This window comes from Alteromonas sp. CH_MED4-4 (assembly GCF_037029575.1).
Lineage (GTDB): Bacteria > Pseudomonadota > Gammaproteobacteria > Enterobacterales > Alteromonadaceae > Alteromonas > Alteromonas macleodii.
In genome coordinates, this window is the sequence record NZ_JAYMEU010000011.1 from 71,395 (window position 1) to 93,082 (window position 21,688).

Annotated in this window: 13 protein-coding genes; 8 read left to right on the plus strand and 5 right to left on the minus strand. The window is 46.0% G+C overall.

Annotated elements, in window-relative coordinates; genetic code table 11:
- Nucleotides 1–108: 108 nt before the first annotated feature.
- The gene (locus WA381_RS09740; protein ID WP_061439458.1) at nt 109–963 is read left to right on the plus strand and encodes an ion transporter; all 855 of its coding nucleotides are present in this window, start codon (nt 109–111) and stop codon (nt 961–963) included.
- 114 nt (nt 964–1,077) lie between these two features.
- Here the strand turns inward: WA381_RS09740 and prsT are convergent, their stop codons facing one another.
- A complete protein-coding gene (gene prsT / locus WA381_RS09745; protein WP_061439441.1) occupies nt 1,078–3,852 on the minus strand; it encodes an XrtA/PEP-CTERM system TPR-repeat protein PrsT in 2,775 nt (924 codons plus the stop codon).
- 305 nt (nt 3,853–4,157) lie between these two features.
- Between prsT and WA381_RS09750 the strand changes: the two genes are divergently transcribed.
- The 4 genes from WA381_RS09750 (at nt 4,158) to WA381_RS09765 (ending at nt 10,485) form a co-directional block, all read left to right on the plus strand.
- The gene (locus tag WA381_RS09750) at nt 4,158–5,948 is read left to right on the plus strand and encodes a DEAD/DEAH box helicase (protein ID WP_061439439.1); all 1,791 of its coding nucleotides are present in this window, start codon (nt 4,158–4,160) and stop codon (nt 5,946–5,948) included.
- A gap of 129 nt (nt 5,949–6,077) precedes the next feature.
- On the plus strand, nt 6,078–7,460 hold the full coding sequence (gene cysG, locus WA381_RS09755) for a siroheme synthase CysG (RefSeq protein ID WP_061439437.1): 1,383 nt from the start codon (nt 6,078–6,080) through the stop codon (nt 7,458–7,460).
- 317 nt (nt 7,461–7,777) lie between these two features.
- The gene (locus tag WA381_RS09760) at nt 7,778–9,346 is read left to right on the plus strand and encodes a tryptophan halogenase family protein (RefSeq protein WP_061439430.1); all 1,569 of its coding nucleotides are present in this window, start codon (nt 7,778–7,780) and stop codon (nt 9,344–9,346) included.
- Nucleotides 9,347–9,480: 134 nt separating this feature from the next.
- Nucleotides 9,481–10,485, plus strand: a complete 1,005-nt coding sequence (locus WA381_RS09765) for a hypothetical protein (RefSeq protein ID WP_231506399.1) — start codon at nt 9,481–9,483, stop codon at nt 10,483–10,485.
- Nucleotides 10,486–10,492: 7 nt separating this feature from the next.
- On the opposite strand, the gene ccoG is transcribed toward WA381_RS09765, so the two are convergent.
- From ccoG to WA381_RS09780, 3 genes are all read right to left on the minus strand, one after another.
- Nucleotides 10,493–11,866, minus strand: a complete 1,374-nt coding sequence (gene ccoG / locus WA381_RS09770; protein WP_061439425.1) for a cytochrome c oxidase accessory protein CcoG — start codon at nt 11,864–11,866, stop codon at nt 10,493–10,495.
- A gap of 234 nt (nt 11,867–12,100) precedes the next feature.
- Nucleotides 12,101–13,498 (minus strand): aminotransferase-like domain-containing protein, encoded by a 1,398-nt coding sequence (locus WA381_RS09775; RefSeq protein ID WP_061439423.1) that lies wholly within the window; start codon nt 13,496–13,498, stop codon nt 12,101–12,103.
- A gap of 93 nt (nt 13,499–13,591) precedes the next feature.
- Complete coding sequence (locus tag WA381_RS09780; RefSeq protein WP_061439421.1) at nt 13,592–14,989, minus strand: PhoH family protein; 1,398 nt, start codon at nt 14,987–14,989, stop codon at nt 13,592–13,594.
- A 522-nt stretch (nt 14,990–15,511) separates the two neighbouring features.
- Here WA381_RS09780 and WA381_RS09785 point away from each other — a divergent pair.
- The gene (locus tag WA381_RS09785) at nt 15,512–16,909 is read left to right on the plus strand and encodes a hypothetical protein (RefSeq protein ID WP_061439418.1); all 1,398 of its coding nucleotides are present in this window, start codon (nt 15,512–15,514) and stop codon (nt 16,907–16,909) included.
- Between the two features lies 1 nt (nt 16,910).
- Here WA381_RS09785 and WA381_RS09790 read toward each other — a convergent pair whose 3' ends face one another.
- A complete protein-coding gene (locus tag WA381_RS09790; RefSeq protein WP_061439417.1) occupies nt 16,911–17,702 on the minus strand; it encodes a DUF4019 domain-containing protein in 792 nt (263 codons plus the stop codon).
- 330 nt (nt 17,703–18,032) lie between these two features.
- On the opposite strand from WA381_RS09790, the gene rapA reads away from it, so the two are divergent.
- Together rapA and rluA are read left to right on the plus strand one after the other, a co-directional pair.
- Entirely contained in the window at nt 18,033–20,894 is a 2,862-nt protein-coding gene (rapA, locus tag WA381_RS09795; RefSeq protein WP_156085930.1) for an RNA polymerase-associated protein RapA, read from the plus strand.
- A gap of 49 nt (nt 20,895–20,943) precedes the next feature.
- Nucleotides 20,944–21,660: a bifunctional tRNA pseudouridine(32) synthase/23S rRNA pseudouridine(746) synthase RluA gene (rluA, locus tag WA381_RS09800; RefSeq protein WP_014975619.1), complete on the plus strand. Its 717-nt coding sequence runs from the start codon at nt 20,944–20,946 to the stop codon at nt 21,658–21,660.
- Nucleotides 21,661–21,688: the final 28 nt, after the last annotated feature.

The following is a 21,688-nucleotide window of genomic DNA, read 5'->3' on the forward strand; positions in this document are numbered from 1 at the left end:
TATGCAATAAGTGCGCGTACGCTGCACTTCTGATTATTTAGTATACAGCCAATGGCGCTTACCACAAGCCCTTTGGCTATTCGGTTTTTCTTTGAGTGATAAATAGAAATGCAAGCCTCTGAACTTCAAAATAAATTTGAGCGCATTCGAGCCAATAAATGGTTCGAAGCCTTTGTAATAAGCGTTATTGTTATTTCAGCACTACTCGTAGGTGCCAAGACCTATGAACTGCCAGCTGGCATGTCGTCAGTAACACTATTTTTAGATTGGTTTATCAGTGCCTTCTTTCTAACAGAAATCACCATTCGTTTTTTGGCTGAAAAACGTAAACGCTACTTTTTCAAGAGCTTTTGGAACTGGTTTGACACACTGATTGTGGTTATTAGTCTCATTCCGGCAGACGATACCGAACTGGCACTTATCGCCCGTTTGGTGCGTGTGTTCCGCGTATTGCGTATGATTTCGATCATTCCCGAGCTCAGGATCTTATTAGTTTCTTTGGTTAAAGCACTGCCCCAATTAGCATATGTCATGCTGTTGATGTTTATCATTTTCTACATTTACGCAGCTATAGGCAGTACTTTATTCGAAACCATCAATCCCGTGCTGTGGGGCGATATCACTATCTCGATGCTAACGCTCTTTAGAATTATGACATTCGAAGATTGGACCGATGTAATGTACGAGACTCAGGAGGTTTACTCGCTAAGCTGGATTTTCTACCTTACCTTTATTTTCTTTACAGCGTTCGCGTTCTTGAACATGGTGATTGGGATCGTGGTGAACGTGATGGAAAGAGAAAACGAAAAAGCACGAGCAGAAAAAGAAGCCGCCTTACTTGAAGAGCAAATTGCCCAAGGGAACGTAGAGCCAACCCTTCAAGATGTAATGAAAGAACTACGAGAGCTGAAGGCACAGCTTGCCGCTAATAATCAAAATAGCACGGTAAACAAAACCAGCTAAGTGCGTTCTGTCCGAATAGCGCAATTGAAAAAGGCCACAGTGATGTGGCCTTTTTAGTTTCTCAAAAATGGTGATGCCTAGATTTAGGCTAAAGCAAGATACGCCCGGGCGAGTCTAAAGCCCGTATTGCTGCTTAAGTGACTCCGCTCTTTGCTTGGCTGCCTCTGACTTAAACTCTCGGCTTGCCAGCTTGCGCGAGGCGAGCGCCTTTTTATCGAGTTCAAGTAATACACTCACATAATTTAAATATACGTCGTCGTTCGCAATAGGACGTGCAGCGACTTCCTCGTACAGTTTAAGCGCTGCGGCTTTGTCGCCTTTAGCAATGTATATTTGCGCTAGCGTGTCCGCGGCGTCTGCGTTCTCACGCTGCAGTGATACGGCCTTTTTAGCGAGCTCTTCTGCTCGGGTAAGTTTTTTATCTTCCAGCGCCAAAAACGCCAGGTTATTTAATACGACAAAATTATCTGGCGTTTTAGCTAGCACCTGTTCATAAGTTTTAATGGCTGCTGCTCGGTCTTTGCCAATTTGACGCTCGGCTAACAGCATTGCACTTGGGATGTCGTTGCTGTGCGCCTGAACGTGTTTTTCAAGAAACGTAAATGCCTGAGCTTTTTTACCCGACATCTCAAGCGCCGCTATCAACAACAAAGCGTTATCTGAGTTAGGCGTAGCGTCATAGGCGGCTTTGGCGTGCTCTACAGCTTGCTCAGGCGCTTTATCGATAAGATGCAAGCGCGCTATTACGCCTCTAACGAAAGGCAGAGCCTTAACATCATCGGCCGTGCTATTAATGATTTCCCATGCAGGTTTAGCCTGCCCAAGTCGACTGTGAAAGTAAGCTTTCAATAAGGTTAACTGTGCATCTGGACGTTTAGCCAACACCTTATTGGTTAACGTCAGCCCCTGATCAAATTGCTTTTGAGAGTCGACAATCAACAACTTACCCAATACCGCATTTTTATCTTGCGGGTAAAACGATAGCCAACGATCAAAAAACGCTGTCGCGTCTTCTACGTTGTTGGTGGCAATAAGCGCTTGACCCTTTAAGTTCCAAAACGCTTGTGGCGACGCTTCATTACCTTCTACATCTGACAAAAGCGAAACCGTTTTATCAAGCTGACTGTTCAACGAGTACATTCTTGCAAGAAGAAGTCTTAAATTCAGATTTGTTTTATTGGTGTTGAACTGTGTTTGAGTATGCTTGATAACGTCCTCTGCGTTCCCCTTTTCCTTTGCGAGGGCAAACCATAGCGCTAGCGCCTGTACATCGGCGGGGTTCTTATCAATAAAGGCGCGAACAAAGGAAATCGCGTTATCGTTTTTACCTTCGGCTACCAGTAATTTAGCGCGAGAGTAAAACACCTCATTCTTTGCACCTTCTAGCTCACTGGCTTTATCTAGATATTGGGCGGCCTCTTGGTAGGCTCCCTCTGCCGTCGCAATATTCCCTAGGTAAATAAGCGGAGCTGCAGTTTCAGGTGACTGTTCATGCCACTCTTTCGCCGCGCTTTTTGCTTTTTCCAGCTGATTCGTCGCTATGTAGGCACGCAGTAAGGTTGCTTGTGAGGTGACGGACTCAGGTGCTTGTTCAACCGCTTGTTCGAGGTTTACTAAACCATCGATGTCATTTAATGAAAGCTGTAAAACCCCTAAACGCGATAAGTCTTCGGCTGTAGTGCTAACCCCTTCTGATTTTTCTACCATTTGCTGAGCACCAATGACGTTGCCTTCTCTTAGCAACTGATAGCTGGCTTTCGAAAACAGGGCCGCATCAACACCCTGCTCACCTTCGACTCTTGCTAACACTTCAAGCGCCTCATCGTTTTCACCTAGTTGAAGCATGCTGTCGGCTAGCATTCGAAGGCCAGGGTGATTATCAGGCAAGCTAGACGCCACCATAGTTAAGTGGCGCTGGGCCGCCTCGAAGTCTTGAATTTGATACGCACTAAAACCCGCAACCAAACGCACAACCTGATCGCTCCTACCGTTTTGAACGGCAATTTCCAAGTGTTCAAGGGCTTTCGCGTAATTTTCGTTGGCTGACTCAATAATGCCTTTAAAAGTATTTAGCAGCGGATGGTTTTCGTTCAGCACCAACAAGTCATCGACAATAGGCTGAGCGTTATCAAGATCTCTTATCTCAATAAGAAGCGCGGCATACGCAAATTTACTGGTAACGTCATCAGGAAACTGGCTAACATAAACGCCATATACTTCTGCAGCTTTTTCTGGTTCGCCATTTTGCAGATAAATTTTGGCAAGCTGTTGTAGCACGTCTTTATTGGTGGGGGCTTGTTCTCGCAGCTTCTCGGTGGCGGCTAGCGCTCCATCCATGTCGTTGTCTAAAACAAAGGCATAACTGTCAATAAGGCCTTTGTAGACTGAGCTCGTATCTAGGGTTGATAAATCAGCCAGTAGCGTTTGAGCTTCTTCGTTTTTACCTAGCTGCATTAAAGCCTGTAGCTTATAAAAACCCACCTCGGCTGATTCAACTGCTGACATCCCTTCTGCGCGATAATCTACTTCGGCCAGCGCATTTTCTGCCCCTGACTGTTGGTAAGCGACCGACAATAAAGGAATGACTTGGCTAACAGGATGCCCAAGTTCCATTGCCTTGTTGAGTTCTTTTTCAGCAGCTGAAAAATTACTTTGCTGCAAGTACAGCTTGCCAAGTTCGAAGCGCGGTGCTGCGGCATCGGGCGCTTTTTGAATGGCATTTTTATATTCAACAATGGCGGCGTCGATTTGTTGAGAAGAGGCGTAGTTCCTTGCATCTGCCAAATGGCTTTCCATTGTTTTTTCACTACATCCAGATAAAAGCGCGCTGGTCAGCATTACCGCTAACGTTGTGCGTTTAAGTAATGTATTGGGTTTCATTTTTGTCATTGTAATTCCTTGCCCTACCTCAACTTTTTATTGTCACATCGCTACACATTGAAAATAGCGCATGGTGTATTGTCTATTATTTCATCTAAACTGTGCAATTTCGTGGCAACCTTGCCATTATTCGAATATAATATGGTTTTTTGCAACACTGCTGGCAAGCATATCGCGAAATACGCTACGAATACGCTTCATAAACTCGCCCGAAAGGCCAGTTCATCGCTGTATAGCGTCTTGCGATAATAAACCGAAAAAGTACGGTTTAATCGTATGCCGCACCCTCCTTACTTAATGCACCAGGATCCTTAATGACCACAACTGTCGACATGACATTTAAAGACCTCAATTTACCAGAACCTATCTTACAAGCCCTTGAAAAAGTTGGCTACGAGAAACCGTCTCCTATTCAAGCTGAGAGTATTCCTCTTCTACTTGAAGGTCACGATCTACTCGGTCAGGCACAGACAGGGACAGGAAAGACCGCTGCGTTTGCCCTACCAATGTTGGCAAATATCGATCCTGAGCAACGTAAGCCGCAATTACTGGTATTGGCCCCAACCCGTGAACTAGCTATTCAGGTTGCAGAGGCGTTTCAGGTTTATGCGAGCTTTAGTCAAAAAATTAAAGTACTTCCAGTATACGGCGGTCAGTCGTACGACAACCAAATTCGCCAGCTTAAGCGCGGCGTTCAGGTGGTTGTTGGTACACCAGGCCGTATCATCGACCACATTAAGCGCAAAACACTAGACTTAAGCGAACTTAAGTTCTTAGTGCTAGACGAAGCTGACGAAATGCTTCGTATGGGCTTTATCGATGACGTTGAACTTATTCTTAGCCACGCACCAGAAGAGCGCCAAACCGCACTGTTCTCGGCAACTATGCCTGGCCCAATTAAGAAGATTACTCAGCGATATTTGAAAAACCCTAAGCACGTTAAAATTGCGTCTAAGGTAAGTACAGCTAGCACCATTCGCCAGCGTTATTGCCAAATTGCACCACACCACAAGCTTGAAGCGCTAACGCGTATCATGGAAGTGGAAGTGTTCGACGGTATGATCATTTTCGTACGTACGAAAACCGCTACGGTTGAACTAGCAGATAAACTCTCTGCTCGTGGTTACGATGTAGAACCACTAAACGGTGATATTCCTCAGGCAGCTCGTGAGCGCACCGTTGAAAAACTTAAACAGGGTAAAATTGATATCCTTGTCGCTACCGACGTTGTAGCCCGTGGTCTTGACGTTGAGCGTGTAAGCCACGTTATTAACTACGATATTCCTTACGATAGCGAATCTTACGTACACCGTATCGGCCGTACGGGTCGTGCTGGTCGTCAAGGTGATGCGATCCTATTTATCTCTCATCGCGAAAAGCGCTTGTTATTCTCTATCGAGAAAACCACTAAGCAGCCTATTGAAGCAATGCCAATTCCTTCAATTAGCGAAATTAACGAAACCCGTTTAAGCCGCTTCAAACAATCGGTTGCCGAAGCAACCCAAGACGATAGCATTGAATCATTAATGCCTATTGTTGAGATGATTAAAGAAGAAAACGAAGCGTCTCCTGAAGTATTGATGGCGGCACTGCTTAAAATTGCACAAGGCGACGAACCGTTAATTCTTAAAGAATCAGATCGTCCAGATATTAACAGCAAGCCTCAGCGCGATAGCCGCGAGAGAAACTCTCGTGACCGTGATGGTCGTGAGAGAAAGCCAAGAGTACCTCGTGGAAACCGCAAGCCTGAAGAAGGCATGCAGCGCTTCCGCATTGAAGTAGGTCACGTACATGGTGCGAAGCCTGGAAATATCGTTGGGGCTATTGCTAATGAAGCAAACATAAATTCGAAGCACATTGGCGCTATCGAAATTTATGACAACTTCAGCACGGTAGACCTTCCTGAAGGCATGCCTAAGGAGACGCGCGATACGCTACAGGGCACCCGTGTTGCTGGTCAGCGTTTGAATATTCGCGAATGGTCAGATACACCGCCGGCTAAAGGTCGTGGCGATCGTGGTAACCGTGGTGACAGAGCGCCTCGCGGCAATCGTGAAGACCGCCCTAATCGCGGAGATCGCGAAAACCGTAAGCGTAAGAACTAAATAGCAATACATTCAGCCTTTATATAACTAATAGCAATATAAAGGCTGTTTTCGTTGTTTTCTAATTAAAAAGAATTGGCGCAAAATAGTGTCAGTTCTTTTTTTGTATTTGAAGCTAAGAAAACCTTTATGGATTACTTTCCGTTATTCCTAGACGCCAGAAAACTCAATGTTCTAATTGTTGGGGCTGGTGAAGTAGCTGCCCGTAAGCTAGAGCTTATTATGAAGACACCTGCGACCATCACCGTGGTGGCGCCTTGGGTTTGCGATACGGTGAAGCAATTGGCGCAAAATGACAAAGTGACACTTATTGAACGCGAGTTTGAAAATAGTGATCTCACCCATAAAGATATGGTCTTCATTGCCACCGACAAAGGCGATGTTAATCAACATATTCACGACTTAGCGCGCGCTAACAAAGTGTTGGTGAACGTGGTGGACAATACGCCGCTTTGCCAATTCATCACCCCCTCTATTGTTGACCGCTCTCCTATCGTTATTGCTATGAGTAGTGGTGGTGTAGCGCCTGTTTTGCTTCGTTATTTACGTCAAAAGTTAGAGACTGTACTGCCTGCTAACTTAAGTCGACTTGGCGCATTTTCTGAAAAATTCCGCGAAAAAGTAAAACAAACGCTTAATGGCGTTACCGCTCGCCGATACTTTTGGGAAGACGTGCTCGATGGTGACATTGCTGAAATGGTAGAAAAGGGCCAAGACAGCAAAGCCGATGATGCATTCGAATTAGCACTGCAAGCCGCGGCTCAGGACAAAAAAGTAGAAGGGCAAGTGTATTTGGTGGGAGCAGGTCCTGGCGACCCCGATCTTCTTACCTTTCGCGCCTTGCGCTTAATGCAAAAGGCCGACGTGGTAGTCTATGATCGCTTAGTATCGCCGCAAATTCTTGAGCTTGTACGCCGTGACGCTGAGAAAATCTACGTGGGTAAGGCCAAAAGCAATCACACGCTTCCTCAAGGCGACATTAACCAACTAATGGTTGATGAAGCTAAAAAAGGCAATCGTGTGGTGCGTTTAAAAGGCGGCGACCCATTCATATTTGGACGTGGTGGAGAAGAAATTCAAACACTTATTCAGCACGGCATCGACTTTCAGGTAGTTCCCGGCATTACCGCCGCAAGCGGGGCGTCTAGCTATGCTGGCATTCCACTTACTCATCGCGATCACGCCCAGTCTGTGGTATTTGCCACCGGTCACCTAAAAAATGGCACTATCGACCTCAACTGGCCTGCCCTTGCACAGAAGAATCAAACCGCTGTGTTTTATATGGGTTTGACAGGCTTGCCGATTATCTGCGAAAAGCTCATTGAACACGGTCTTGATGCCAATACGCCTATCGCTTTAGTTCAATCGGCGACTACCGAAAAGCAGGCGGTACTAACAGGCACGCTAAGCAATATTGTGGCTAAGCAAGAAGAGGCGCAATTACAGCCTCCTACACTTATTATCGTCGGTTCAGTTGTTAGTTTACGTGACGAACTAAACTGGTACCAATAATCCCTTCCTACCCCTTTGTGTAAATAAAGGGGCTCTGTACCAGCTTTCCGCTTAAGAACGTCGGCTTTTACTTCCCTCCTCTTCAACATTGCTCTGCCGCAATTTCCCAACCGACTACCAACATCTGCCCCAATAATTTCCCTGTGTATTATTGGCAGTAAACAATGCTGCCTGTACTCGTAGTTAATTGCGCTATTTCCTGACTACCGACTAATTATGTAAACGTTTCCACTTACATTTAAGCCCCATTTAATATACATTTAAGAAAAACCAAATCGTTAACATTTTGTTTCCATAAAGTAGGCTTTGGGAAAAATATGCATCAAGCGAATAGCCCCCTTCGTCGTATTGTTGTTGTAGGTGGTGGTGCCGCTGGCTGGTTAACCGCTTCAATCATCGCTGTAACGCACAAGCACGATGACAATATTAGTGTCACTTTAGTTGAGTCACCAGATGTCAGTATATTGGGTGTAGGCGAAGGGACGTGGCCTACTATGCGCAGTACGCTTCTTAAAATTGGTATCAGTGAAGAAACCTTTTTAGCCCAGTGCAATGCGTCTTTTAAGCAGGGTACCAGTTTTCACAATTGGCGCTCAGACACCATTGAACATCAGTACTACCACCCTTTCAGCCTGCCATTTAGGTACTTTGAAAGCGACGTTGCGGCATGGTGGCAAAGCTACGCAGCAGAGCAAGATTTTGCACATGCCGTATGTTCCCAGGCCGCATTATGCGACCACCATCTCGCCCCCAAGCAGCGTCAAACGCCTGCGTATGCTGGCATTGCAAACTATGGTTATCACCTTGACGCAAACAAGTTTGCAGCCTTACTTCAAAAGCACGCGACAACGGTTTTAGGTGTTCAACATATTGTGGATCATGTGGATGATGTGGTTGGCTCATCTTCAGAACCTATTGCTGCAATAGTGGGTCGTGAACACGGTAATATTACTGGTGATCTATTCATAGATTGTACAGGCTTTGCGGCAAGGTTAATTGGTCAGCACTATGGTGTTCCCTTAACATCATGCTCCAACGTACTGGCCAACGATAGTGCTATCGCAATCCAAGCTCCCTACGTTGACAGCTCAGTTGATATTGCCTCTACCACACACTCAACAGCTCAAGACAGTGGCTGGGTTTGGGATATTGGTTTGCCTTCGAGAAAAGGTGTGGGATACGTGTATAGCTCGGCGCATTGCAGTGAAGATGAAGCAAGAGCAACACTGGAGACCTACTTAAAGCACGACAAGAAAACCGCTGATGTGGATGTTAGCAAAGCGAGAAAGATCACATTCTCACCGGGCTACCGTAAAACGCTTTGGGTAGAGAATTGTGTCGCCATCGGCACATCTGCTGGCTTCCTAGAACCTTTGGAAGCGTCGGCGCTTGTCATGATTGAATTATCTGCCACCCACATAGCAAAACAACTGCCTAGAACATATAAAGAATGCCAAGCGGCTGGTCGACAGTTTAATCAGGCTTTCGAAAAAAAATGGGAAAGAATAGTCGACTTCCTAAAGCTTCATTATGTGTTGAGTGAACGTGAAGCTTCTGCGTACTGGCGTGATATGCGAAACCAAGAGAGCTGTTCCACCCAGTTACAAGATTGGTTAACCCTGTGGAAAAGCCGCAGCCCTATTTCATCTGATTTTGAACTTCGTGAGGAATTGTTCCCCGCGGCCAGCTATTTGTTTGTTCTATACGGCATGGGATTCAGGTCGCAGTACAATGATGTCTATCAAGCCAATTTGCACACTCCTGAACAGCGGCATGCCTACGCAAAACATGTACAAAGTATTCAGCAACAACTCAGTGGTTTACCCACTAATCGACAGTTTTTGAATCAAGTAGCACAATCCCAAGGTCTCTCAATGCACTATTGACGACCTCTGCTAGGGTAATGGGCTGGCACGACCCAAGGCAAAGGCTTCAAAATAGCCTTTGCCTTGTTTTTTTCATTTTCACGCGCATACTCACAAAATGAGTGATCAATTATTAAGTTAACCCAACGATAACAATGAAGCTTCATACTTCCTCGAAAAAAAAGAACATTTGGCGCTTTATTAGCAAGGTAACGAGATACCTTGGTCTTGCTACGATCCTTGTGGTTTTCCATGTTCAGCATGCGCTCTCTGAACAACTCGAGTTCAAAAGAAAGAAGACTGATACCGGCATGCAGTTCTATTACGAATGGATTGACGGTGCGAAGCAGCGACATAACCTCAGGTTTGAAATTCCCTTTGAGTCAATTGAAGATTTGCCGCTCAGGCAGACAAATTACAAGCCCAAAATAGCACAGCGACACGTGACTGTTGCATTGACCAAAGCAGCAAAGGCTATCGACCCCAAGGACGCAAAAATAACAATCAAGCCCTTGAGAGAAGCCATTAATATTAAAGTGTCGGGGACTGACGAAGAGAAAATAGAAGACGTTCAAGCGCATTTACGTGACGTACAGCAAAACGCTTACGATAGCTACTTGCGTGAACATTACTTCACGCGCTTTACGACCATATTTAACCAAAGTGCCATAAAGCCAGATCACCTGCGTTACATCTCTGAGTCAGTAAAACCTTTGGTGTCCGTTTCTCAAGCGTTTTACGAGAAAGTCGCGTCTGAGTCAGATTCTAGAGCCTATTTTTCTTTAATTCTCAGTTGGCTGCAAAGCATCCCTTACGACACGTTAGAAGATAGAGTAGTGAGTAATGGCTCTGGGTATGCGCCGCCCATAAGTGTGCTTATGCAGAACCTAGGGGACTGTGACAGTAAAGCAGTGTTAGCGTCTTCAATGGTAAGAGCTTTTTTACCCACTACAAAGATGATTGTACTTTACCTGCCCAACCACGCCTTGCTTGGAATTGCATTAACCCCCATGGCAGATGACCGAACCATTGAGCACGATGGCGACGTTTACGTGCTCTATGATCCTACGGGTCCGGCACTCATTCCCTTCGGGCAAGTATCCGAAGATACAGAGCGCAACATTGTGACCGGGCGCTACCAAGTGGAAGTAGTAGAGTAAGTTTCATCTACATTTGCCTGTTATTCCCTGAATAGAACATCACTTCATTGCCAATCACACTGTTGGTAGATTTATCGATAATAACAAAGCTAACAGATTGCATGGTATTAGCCATTGGCGACAATGCTTCAACTGAAAACGGCACATTTCGCTTTTCGCCTGGTGCTACGTTTATAGTCGGTACGTTAATAAGCTGCATATCTGATGGCGTTTCTATAGCAATTTCATAGGTTTTGGCCACGCGGGATTTATTTAAAACGGTTAACGTATAAGTGTTTTCAATGTGTCCCGCGTTGTTCTCCCTGTAAAGCGCGTTGCGGTCACGGCTAATTGAAGCCTCGAAGTCCTGCCTGTCGATAGCCCACTCGCCCATTGCGAGCAGTATGGCAATGATTGCGGCGCCGTAAAGATAGTTAGTGAATTTACGCCCAGAATTCCTGCCAGCTCGCGAAAAATTGATAAGTTTGAGTGGATAGCCAAATTTGGCCATGACCTTGTCGCATGCGTCAATACACAGACCACAGTTAATGCACTCGTACTGAATTCCTTCACGAATATCTATGCCTGCTGGGCAGACTTGAACGCATAAATTACAATCCACACAATCGCCCAAGTCTTTGTGCTGTGAAAAACGCTTCCTTGGTCCGCGGCTTTCTCCTCTGGTTTCGTTGTAAGTAACCAATGACGTACTGTTATCAAACATCGCAGCTTGAAAGCGAGAATAGGGGCACATATGCGTGCACATTTTCTCTCGAAGCCAACCGGCATTGGCATAAGTGCAAACGGTAAAGAACATAGTCCAGCCTGAAATTAACGCAGGCGCAGAGAAAGTGAAAAACTCCGTATATAGACGAGATGCCGGATAGAAATAAGACATAAAAACCAGCGCAGTAATAAGGCTTAATGCCAACCATGCACTGTGTTTTGCCCCCTTTATGACTACTTTTGTTAGTGAGCTAGGCTGCTTATCTAAAGCCTTGCTTTGATTGTGCGTACCTTCAATACGGCGCTCTACCCAATTGAAAGCGAGAGTCCATACGGTTTGAGGGCAAGTAAAGCCACACCATACTCGCCCGTAATGACGGGTTACTAAAAACAAAACAAAAGCCGCAAGAATAAACAGAAAGGCAAAAATCATGAGGTCTTGTGGATACAACACCCATGTAAAAAGCGTGAGGGTTTGACGCCCCACATCAAACAAAACCGCCTGCTGTCCTTGGTATTGAATAAAGGGGAGCGCAACAAACAACGTCACTAATACTACATTCAAGTATCGACGTATTTTTTGAAAGTGCCCGGTTTCCTCACGGATATAGATTTTTTTGTTTTCTACGGGTGTACAAGCAATGATGTCTTCCTGCCGAATTTTAACTGCCGTCATTAGCTTTCTCCGAAAATTTTGCGCTAATGGTAGGGATTTAGGGCCGTTAAAATAGAAACAGATTAGGGCTTTCTTTATAGATCAGTTGCAATAGATTTTAAGGCGCAGATATTTAAGGCGTAGGCTTTGAAGTCACAGATTTTTAAGGTGTATGTTTTTCTTGTTTCAAACCTGCGCCCTATACAGAATGTGCAAAAACTACGGTTTGCGTTACGCAGATTGATAACACGTTATTTATGAAAGACTTTTTATAAATAACGAAAGCTTAAGCAGTTGATTGCGCTTCGCTTCATTCAGAGCAAACGACGCGTTTAAACGAAAACAATGGTTAAATTCATTGGTTAAGCTAAACAGTTTTCCAGGCGCAATGGTGATGTGTAAACGCAACGCTTCTTTATAAATAGCCATTGCATCAACATGCCCCCGGCATTCCACCCACAAAAAATAGCCGCCGCTATGTGTATGAATAGTCGCAACGTCTGATAGAAGGTCGGTAAGCAGCGCCGTTATCGTCTTCTTACGAGCGATGAGTTTTTTTCGCAGCTGCTTTAAATGAGACTCGTAATTTTTTGTGGATAAATAGTCTACAAGCGCAAGCTGTATCGGCGCACTGGTTGCCAATGTACTCATAAGCTGCTGTTTTTGTATTTCAAGGGCACGCTTACCTGCGGCGACCCACCCTATTCTGTAACCTGCCACTAAAGACTTGGAGAACGATGAACACAACATGCTATCTCCCTCTTTCATAAAATGCTTAATTGGCAGAGGTGGACGCTTATCAGCATAAAGCTCGGCATACACATCATCTTCAATAAGGGCAACATTATACTTATCGAGTAACGCGGCCACCTGCTGTTTTTGAACGTCACTCAATGAGTATCCAACTGGATTTTGAAAGTTGCTCATAAGCCAGCAGGCTTTCACATTATGATTTTTAAATGCGCGCTCAAGTGCAGCTACATCCAGGCCAGTGTTGGGTGATACCGTTACAGTAATCGCTTTTAGACCTAAACGTTGAAGCGCCTGAAGCGTTCCATAGAACACCGGCGACTCAACAACCACCCAGTCTCCTGGTGTGGTGCATGCCTGCAAACTCAAGTTCAGCGCCTCTAGCGCACCAGCGGTAATAATGATTTCATCAGGCGATATATTCACGCCTTTGACGGCATAGCGCTTAGCGATGATTTTTCTAAGGTCCAGGTTACCTGGAGGCAAGTTATCCATGGCGCTGGTCAAGGAAATTTGCTGGGCGGCAGCTGCAATAGACTTATTTAAATGTTGCCTTGGATAAAGGCTTGGGTCGGGGTAAGCAAATCCTAAACTGAACATGTGGGGGTCGCGAGAGGCCTGCAGCACTTCATATACAAAGTCGTTAATACTGACGGCTTCTGTGGCCTGTACACGTTCTTTTGAGGCATTGCTCGCTTTAGCTGTTACCAGAAAGCCCGAACGTTCTTGGGAGCTTACTATGCCTTGGCTTTCTAACATCTGATAGGCGTGCAGCACTGTCATTAGGCTGAAGCCTGTTTGTGCTGCCTGTTTGCGAAGCGATGGGAGCTTTTCATTTTCTACCCACACGCCGCGCTCAATCTGCTCTTTAAGTTGGTGAGCTAAAACTTCGTATTTAGCCACGTTATACTCCGATAGTTCCCACCAGCGGAGTATAACAGTGAGGACAGTATTCTGTTATAAAAACAATACTGCCAATTTACGCATTATCTTAGGTTATAGATTTTCTTCAGCAAAACTCGCAAGACGACTTCTTACCACGCCGTCTAGGTTTATAGTGGCACTGCCCGAGAAGTCTTTAAATTTCTCAACCAAGTAAGTAAGACCCGATGTCACTGCGCTCAGATAGTTACTGTCTATCTGCGCCAAGTTACCGCCCACTATCAGCTTCGTTCCTTCACCACAACGTGTGATGATGGTTTTAAGCTGTGACGCGGTTAAGTTCTGCGACTCATCCAAAATCACAATCGCATTTTGAATACTTCGGCCTCGCATAAAGTTTACCGACTTATACTGAATGTTGGCTTTTTCCATGATGTAATTCATAGACCCTTTGGTATTTTCGTCGTGCTTGTGGAGTACTTCCAAAGAATCGGTAATTGCTGCCAACCAAGGCAACATTTTTTCTTCTTCCGTTCCCGGCAAGAAGCCAATGGACTCAGCAATTTCCGGCGTGCTTCGCGTGACAATGATTTTGTCATACATGTTACGCTCTACCACCATTTCAAGGGCTGCAGCTAACGCAAGGAGCGTTTTACCACTACCGGCAGGGCCTGTGAGAATAACCATATCAATGTGTGGGTCTAGCAGCGCATGAAGCGCCATGGCCTGCCCTATATTTTTGGGTGTGATGCCCCAGGCATGACGACCCATCAAGCGTTCGTAACCTAAATCCAACACCTCTAAATGATCGTCGGTGATCTCTTCTACTAAACCTGCAAACTGTTTAGTTTCGTCGAGCAAAAACTCGTTTACATACGCTTCTAACAACATAGACTTGGGGATAGTGTGAATAGTGTCGCGCCCTTCGCTGCGGCTATCCACGCTTTTTACGCTGTCCCAAAAATTACCTTCAAAGGTATGAAACCCGCGAGATAGATATTTGATGTCAGTAATTAGCTGGTCGGTGCGGTAGTCTTCAACATGAGCGAGGCCTGCCCCTTTCGCTTTAAGGCGCATGTTTAAGTCTTTGGTAACCAACACCACTTTTTGCGGCGCGAACGTCTTTTGCAAGTGCAGCGCTACGTTAATAATGCGGTTGTCATTCTCGTTGCTGGTAAACACTTGCTGAGCCTCAACCATGTTGAGGTCGGCGAATATAGATAGACTCCCTGTAGGTGCCGTTTGACCCGCGCCCAACCCTTCCATCGATACACCCGCTAGCATATCTTCTGGCGTTGCGTCATGGAGTAAATCCTCCATTGCCCGAATGGATACCCGTGCATCACGCGCCACGTCTTTTTTGCTGTCTTTGATGTAGTCGAGCTCTTCCAATACGGTCATTGGAATAACAACGTCATGTTCTTTAAAGGAGAGAAAAGCGTGAGGTTCGTGCAGCAGAATATTGGTATCGAGGACGTAAATCTTAGTATCGGTAGAATTTTTTCTTGGCATCCTTCACTCCGGTAAATAAAGCCAGGTTAGACGTATTGTTCATTTATGAACGCACGCGCTAACAAGCTACAGTTACGGTTGTAGGAGAATGCCGCTCGAAACAGGACTTCTTCCCCTACTCGCGTCGACTGAGAAGCAGTACTACTCTTTCTGCCTCAAAGGTTCGTTTGTTAAATTAGCGAACCCTTAATTCCACCATAATCCAGTTTTTGAGATTTAGCACTGTTTTTTCTTTTTTATTTTTCGTTAGAACAAGTGAGAAGCGACGAACAGTCCTTTCACGTTATATGAGATAGCACAGCGCTCCCATTCTGCATTAAACAAGAAACTGGCATACTTGGTTCGTAACAAATGCTCACACTTTAACTACAGTTAGCGCAGTTTTAGCTGCGTTTTTGATACCCAAATAGGCTAAGGTGTATTTGTTGAAGCGGTGAATTAAACACGGGTGCTAACCCAATGCCACAACACCTCAATAAAGTGGATGCGTTTAAATTAATAACACTCAGGGAAAGATCAGCTATGAATTGGCTTAACATCACAAAAATAAAAACGGCCATAAGCATGACGTTATCGCTACTAGCGTACTTTAACGCCGAAATTGCATGGGCGAATAGCCAAGCGCACAATGATTCTTCCCCTGCTAACATTCTAATCAAGGTTGAGAAAAGCACGACTGACACGTCTGAAAAATGGGTAGCCACCTACACATTGACTACGCCAGCCAAAACGCTGGCTTTTGTTAGAAACCCAGATACATCAAGAACAACACGTTGGTTCGCGCAAGACAACGACATAGAAATCGTCTTTGATAACGTCAAACACCAAGAACTTGTACGTTCGAAGTCAGGCAGGTCCCTCTCTACCGTGTCATTTTTACTGACGCCCACCTATAAACACTTGGGTAAAGATTACGCACCATTTTCTCCTTTTTCTGATGGTGGAAATGCCTTTCACTCTGGGCGACTGTTTGCTTGTGCTAATACCTGTACTGAAGAAGATAATAAATGGCACCTGACACTCAATGTTCCCAGTGATGAACACATAGTGTTGAATGGCAAAGTAATGAAAAGCAGCGTGTCGTGGACAGATAACAATGATGGAATAGTCGTGTATGTGGGTAAGCAACAGCCAATTATTACCGATGATGTGGTTGCCCTAATTGATCCCGGGCTTCCTGAAAGCATTAAAGCTTCGCTAGAAGAAGATATACCCAACATGATGGCGTTTTTCTCCCATTCTCTTAATCCGCTTAAGGGCGAAAAGCCCATGTTATTTGCCTCTTACGCAAACGTAGACGATCACTCTACACAAGGTGGAACACTACCTAACCAGATATTTATGCATTGGAACAGACAAGACTTAAATGAGCAGGCGAATAACAGCAGCTTTGTTAACCAAACACTTTGGTTCTTTGCTCACGAAGTCGCCCATTTATATCAGCCTGGCAGTACCGAAGGTGTATCAGAGAACGAGGATCAGTCTTGGCTGCACGAGGGCAACGCCGACTACTTTGCGGCCATCGCCATGAACTTCCTCTACGAAGACGCCAATAGCTACGTTGAAAGCCGAATGACCCGCGCTTTCGAGAGCTGTACTGAAGGGCTGGCGCAGACTACGCTGGCTCGTGCTTATAAAAACGGGCACTTCAATCTTTATTATTCATGCGGGATGATAATGCACCGCGCCATCGATAGCGTGGTGCAACAAAAAACGTTAGGTGAGGAGTCGCTGTTCACTGTATGGAAGCGACTTCAAAAAGCAGTGAATAGTGGCATGCCGCCTGGCACAGCGACGTTCTTAACCTTGTTAGAGCCCTACAATGCACCTGAACTTATCAAAGCCATCAACAATGCAACGAGCGATGATGCTTTCAAAGCCATTCAAGGAATTGAAACTTTGTACCAGTTACCTGAGTAGGCTACTTAATGAAGTAGCCTATTGCTTTATATTCGCCATCAACTTCCACCATAGAAAGGGTCTCTACTTTCATTGTGGTCTGGGAATCAAAGTCAGTGGTGAACGACAAAATAAGGTAGTTTCCTTTAGGCAATCCCGGCAGTGAAGTTGGCGCTTGTGCTAACGCGATTTCCCTCGACTTGGCTGCCCCCAATGGCTCCCTGACTAGCTGCATCGCCTCGGTCCATTTAGCTATTGAAATACCGCTTCTAAAAATAGCCCCACTCTCTTTCCAGCTTTGTTCATATTCACCGCTGTCGATAAGTTCCAGCCAACTTGTTGCATCTTCAAGGACTTCGCTACTAACATTAACTGGCTTGCCAGCTTCAATTACTTGGTTGCTACCATTGTTCGCATTGACCGTTTGCGCATAATAAATAGCAGCAAACAAACTGATGGCGAGCGCCAGCGTGATCCAAAGAACATGTTGGGGATTCAACGACGTTGGCCGGTCACCCTGCAGCTTAATTGAATGATGAGCTGCGGCATTCTCGCCCGCAGTAGAAGTTTGCGAGGTTGGCTGCCCTTTAGCATGACTTGTAGTGGCGTGGGTTTCACCCATTAAAAGCGCATCGGGCGTCGTTTCGAAAACTGAAGCAAGAGCGCCTATTGAATCGTGTGAAGCAGATTGTGTTTTCTCAATTCGCTGAATAGTACGCAAACTCAATCCAGACACATCTGCCAGATGCTGCTGACTCCATGCCCTAGCATTGCGAAGTTGTATAAGCTTTTGACTGTCTACTTTCATATCCATCTCGCGCTTCCTCCTGTTAGCTGCGATTCACATACGTTAAGAACGTAACGCGGTTAACAGTAAGAAATATCCATGGTCAGTGATACGACAGTTTTACGCCAACCCTGTGACAAAGCAAGCCTGATAGGCACGTCAACGTTCTTATTCTTTTGCTACCAGCATTCTCGGTGTGAAGCAAAGAAGGCCTACTAGTGCTAATCGTCTTGTTAACGCAGAAGCATAGGTACTCAATCCCCCCACCTGCAACCCCAAATCAAATGAGCTAGTATTAATGACTTATCACAACGCAATGCGTACAATACCGCCCCCCGAAAAACAGGTTGGTGATTTATGAGTTCAGATAGTCAATTTTCAGTTGGTCAGCGTTGGTTAAGCAACACAGAAATAGAGCTGGGGTTAGGTGTCGTTATTGGTAGCGACTTCCGTTCTGTCGAAGTGTTGTATCCAGCAACAGGCGAAGCGCGAAAGTATACTAAGCAAGATGCGCCGCTTACGCGACTAATTTTTGAAATTGGCGAAACGGTCAAAAGCCAAGACGGCTGGGAAATGACCATTACTGAAAAAGAAGAAAGCCAAGGCCTTTTCATCTATCACGGGCTTCGCGAAGACACCAAAGCGCAAGCGCGATTACCTGAAACCATGCTAGACAGCCACATTCGCTTGAACCAACCTGAAAAGCGCCTGTTCAGTCAGCAATTAGACAACCCTAAATGGTTCGATTTGCGCGAGCGTGCTTTAGATCATCAATATGATTACTTACGTTCAAACACCATTGGTCTTGCAGGTGCGCGCATATCGCTTATTCCGCACCAACTCCACATTGCGTCAGAGGTAGGCGGCAGACACGCACCTCGCGTATTACTTGCCGATGAAGTAGGTCTTGGTAAAACCATTGAAGCCGCGTTGATTATTCACCAGCAGCTTAAAACAGGCCGTGCAGAGCGCGTGCTTATTTTAGTTCCAGACTCGCTCATGCACCAATGGTTAGTTGAAATGCTTCGCCGCGTTAACCTTCCTTTTGCCATTTACGATGAAAGTCGCTGCGAAGCCATAGAAAAGAGCGAAGGCTTAGAAGATGACGATCCGTCTGACGCGAGCGCTGTGAATCCATTTGAAAACGACCAGCTGGTACTTTGCAGTATCGACTTCCTAAGCAAGAGCGAAAAACGCCAGCAGCAAATTCAAGCTGCAGGATGGGATTTAATGGTTGTCGATGAAGCCCATCACCTTGCGTGGTCAAGTGAGGCTCCCTCTGCCGAATACCTTTGTGTGGAAGCGTTGGCAAACCAAACACCTGGTGTATTACTGCTTACCGCAACGCCTGATCAACTTGGTCACGAAAGCCACTTTGCCCGCTTGCGCCTGCTCGACCCGGCTCGCTTCCATAGCTACGATGCATTCTTAGATGAAGAATCGAAATACAGCCAACTGGCCGATGCAGTAGCGCCATTACTTTCAGACGCCGAGCCTAACGACAAACAACGCAGCAAACTCGCAGAATTCGCGCCTGACGTAATGGAACATGCGGGTGATTTAAGTGCGCCGGAAAATCGCCATGCGCTGCTGCACCAACTTATCGATTGTCACGGCACAGGTCGTATGCTGTTTAGAAACCGCCGCGCCAATATCGAAGGCTTTCCGATGCGTAAATTAAGCGCTTACGAACTGGCTTTGCCTGAGGTTTATTCAGATGCCGTGAGCGGCGGCGACTTAACCTATTCACTGTATCCTGAACGTATGGCAAGCGTGGTTAACAGCTGGACCAAGCAAGACCCGCGCGTTGAATGGCTGCTTGATTTCATGCAAAGCGTTAAGCCAGAAAAGATTCTGCTTATTTGCGCAAGCGCCCGCACAGCGCAAGAGTTAGGTGAGGTTATTCGCACGCAAACCGGTATTCGCCACAGTGTATTCCACGAAGGCATGAGCATTGTGGAGCGCGACAAGGCGGCCCATTATTTTGCTGATGAGGAAGACGGCGCACAAGTTCTACTGTGTAGTGAAATTGGTAGCGAAGGTCGTAACTTCCAGTTCGCTCATCATTTGGTGCTGTTCGATTTGCCTATCACGCCAGATCTGCTTGAACAACGTATTGGTCGTCTTGACCGTATTGGCCAAACCCAAACCGTACAAATTCACGTGCCGTATTTAGCGAAAACCGCGCAGCACGTATTACTAGATTGGTATCACGAAGGGCTGAATGCCTTTGAAAAGACCTGCCCCACGGGCTCTGGTGTATTCGACGACGTTAAGCCTCTGCTTATTGGTGCGTGCTTACACCCTGACGATATGAGCGCGCGTGACGAGCTAGTGAACATGAGTGTTACGCTTAATAGCCAGCTCGTGGCGCAGCTTGAAGCCGGTCGCGATCGCCTTCTTGAGCTTAATGCCTCGGGTGAAGGCCGCGTAGAACAACTGCTTGAAGACATTATTACCCTTGATAGCGAACAAGATTTGTCGCGCTTTATGGGTCGCGTTTTCGATGCTATCGGTGTTCAGCAGGATGAAAAAGGCAATGACTGCTTTATTCTTATGCCAACCGAGTCGATGGTGAGCCAGCTTCCGGGCCTTGACCCAGAAGGCATGACGGTTACTTACAAGCGCCGTGTAGCCACCACGCTAGAAAACGTACAGTTTTTAAGTTGGGATCATCCACTTGTGCATACCGCCATGGACGTAGTACTCACCGACGTACACGGAAAGAGCAGCATGGGCTTCATTGCCGAGCCGTCTTTGCCAAAAGGCGCTTATTGGGTTGAGGCGTTGTTTGTGCTGCAGGCGCAAGCGCCTAAAGCGCTTCAGTTGGGCCGCTTCTTACCTCAAACGCCCGTGCAAGTGTGTTTAGATGCGCAAGGAAACCCGTCTGAATTGAGCTTCGACGTTAAGCGTAAAATTGGACGTAAGATCTCGGCTCAGCTTCTAAAAGCCTTGCAACAGCCGCTTGAGCTTGCCATTGAAAAGGCGCGTAAGCTTGCCCATCAGCAAGCTAACCAAAAGCAACACGACGCACTTAACAGCATGCACAGCACGCTTAACGAAGAAATACAGCGCTTGCGCGATCTTCAAAAGCGTAACCCAGCAGTACGTGACAGCGAAATTGAGTTTATTGAAACGCAAATGAACGCCCTTGATAAAGTTATTCAGGATGCAGATGTTCAGCTGGACGCCATTCGTATTGTGGTAAATAACCCGTAACCTCGAAAGGTTAAACATTCAAAAGCGACTGTGAAGTAACGAGTACATAATGGCGAACCCAAGTTTTGTTTATAACCCACCGATGACACCTTATCTTGATATTTTGTATCAAGATGAGGACATGGTGGTTGCGCATAAACCTAGCGGGCTATTGAGCGTTCCGGGCAAAGCATTGGAGCACCGCGACTCGCTAATTAGCCGGGTTAACCGAGTGTATCCCACCGCCACAGTAGTGCATCGCTTAGACATGGCGACTTCGGGTATTTTGGTGCTGGCGCTTAATAAAGACAGCCATCGCCATATCTCGAAACAGTTTGAATTACGTCAAACTAAAAAGCGCTACTTCGCTCGGGTTCATGGACATGTAGAACAAGACAGCGGAGAGGTTAACCTTCCCCTTATTTGCGACTGGCCAAACAGGCCAAAGCAAATGGTAGACTTCGAGCGCGGTAAAAAAGCCGTAACGCACTTTGACGTCATTGAGCGCACACTGGATGAAAAAGAGCGACCCTATTCTCTCGTTGCCCTTTATCCCATTACCGGTCGCTCTCACCAACTGCGAGTACATATGCTTGCTTTGGGTCACCCTATTTTGGGAGATAGACTCTATGCCCATGAAGAAGCGTTATCCATGGCGCCTCGTTTACAGCTTCATGCTGAAAGCTTGAGTCTTTCGCACCCGACACTTGGGCATTGGCTGCACTTTAATGTCGCCATCCCTTTTAGTCCATTTTGCCCAAAGCCGCTTTCAGAAAGTATTGAGTAGCGTTTTAACGCTACTCAACTTTATCAAT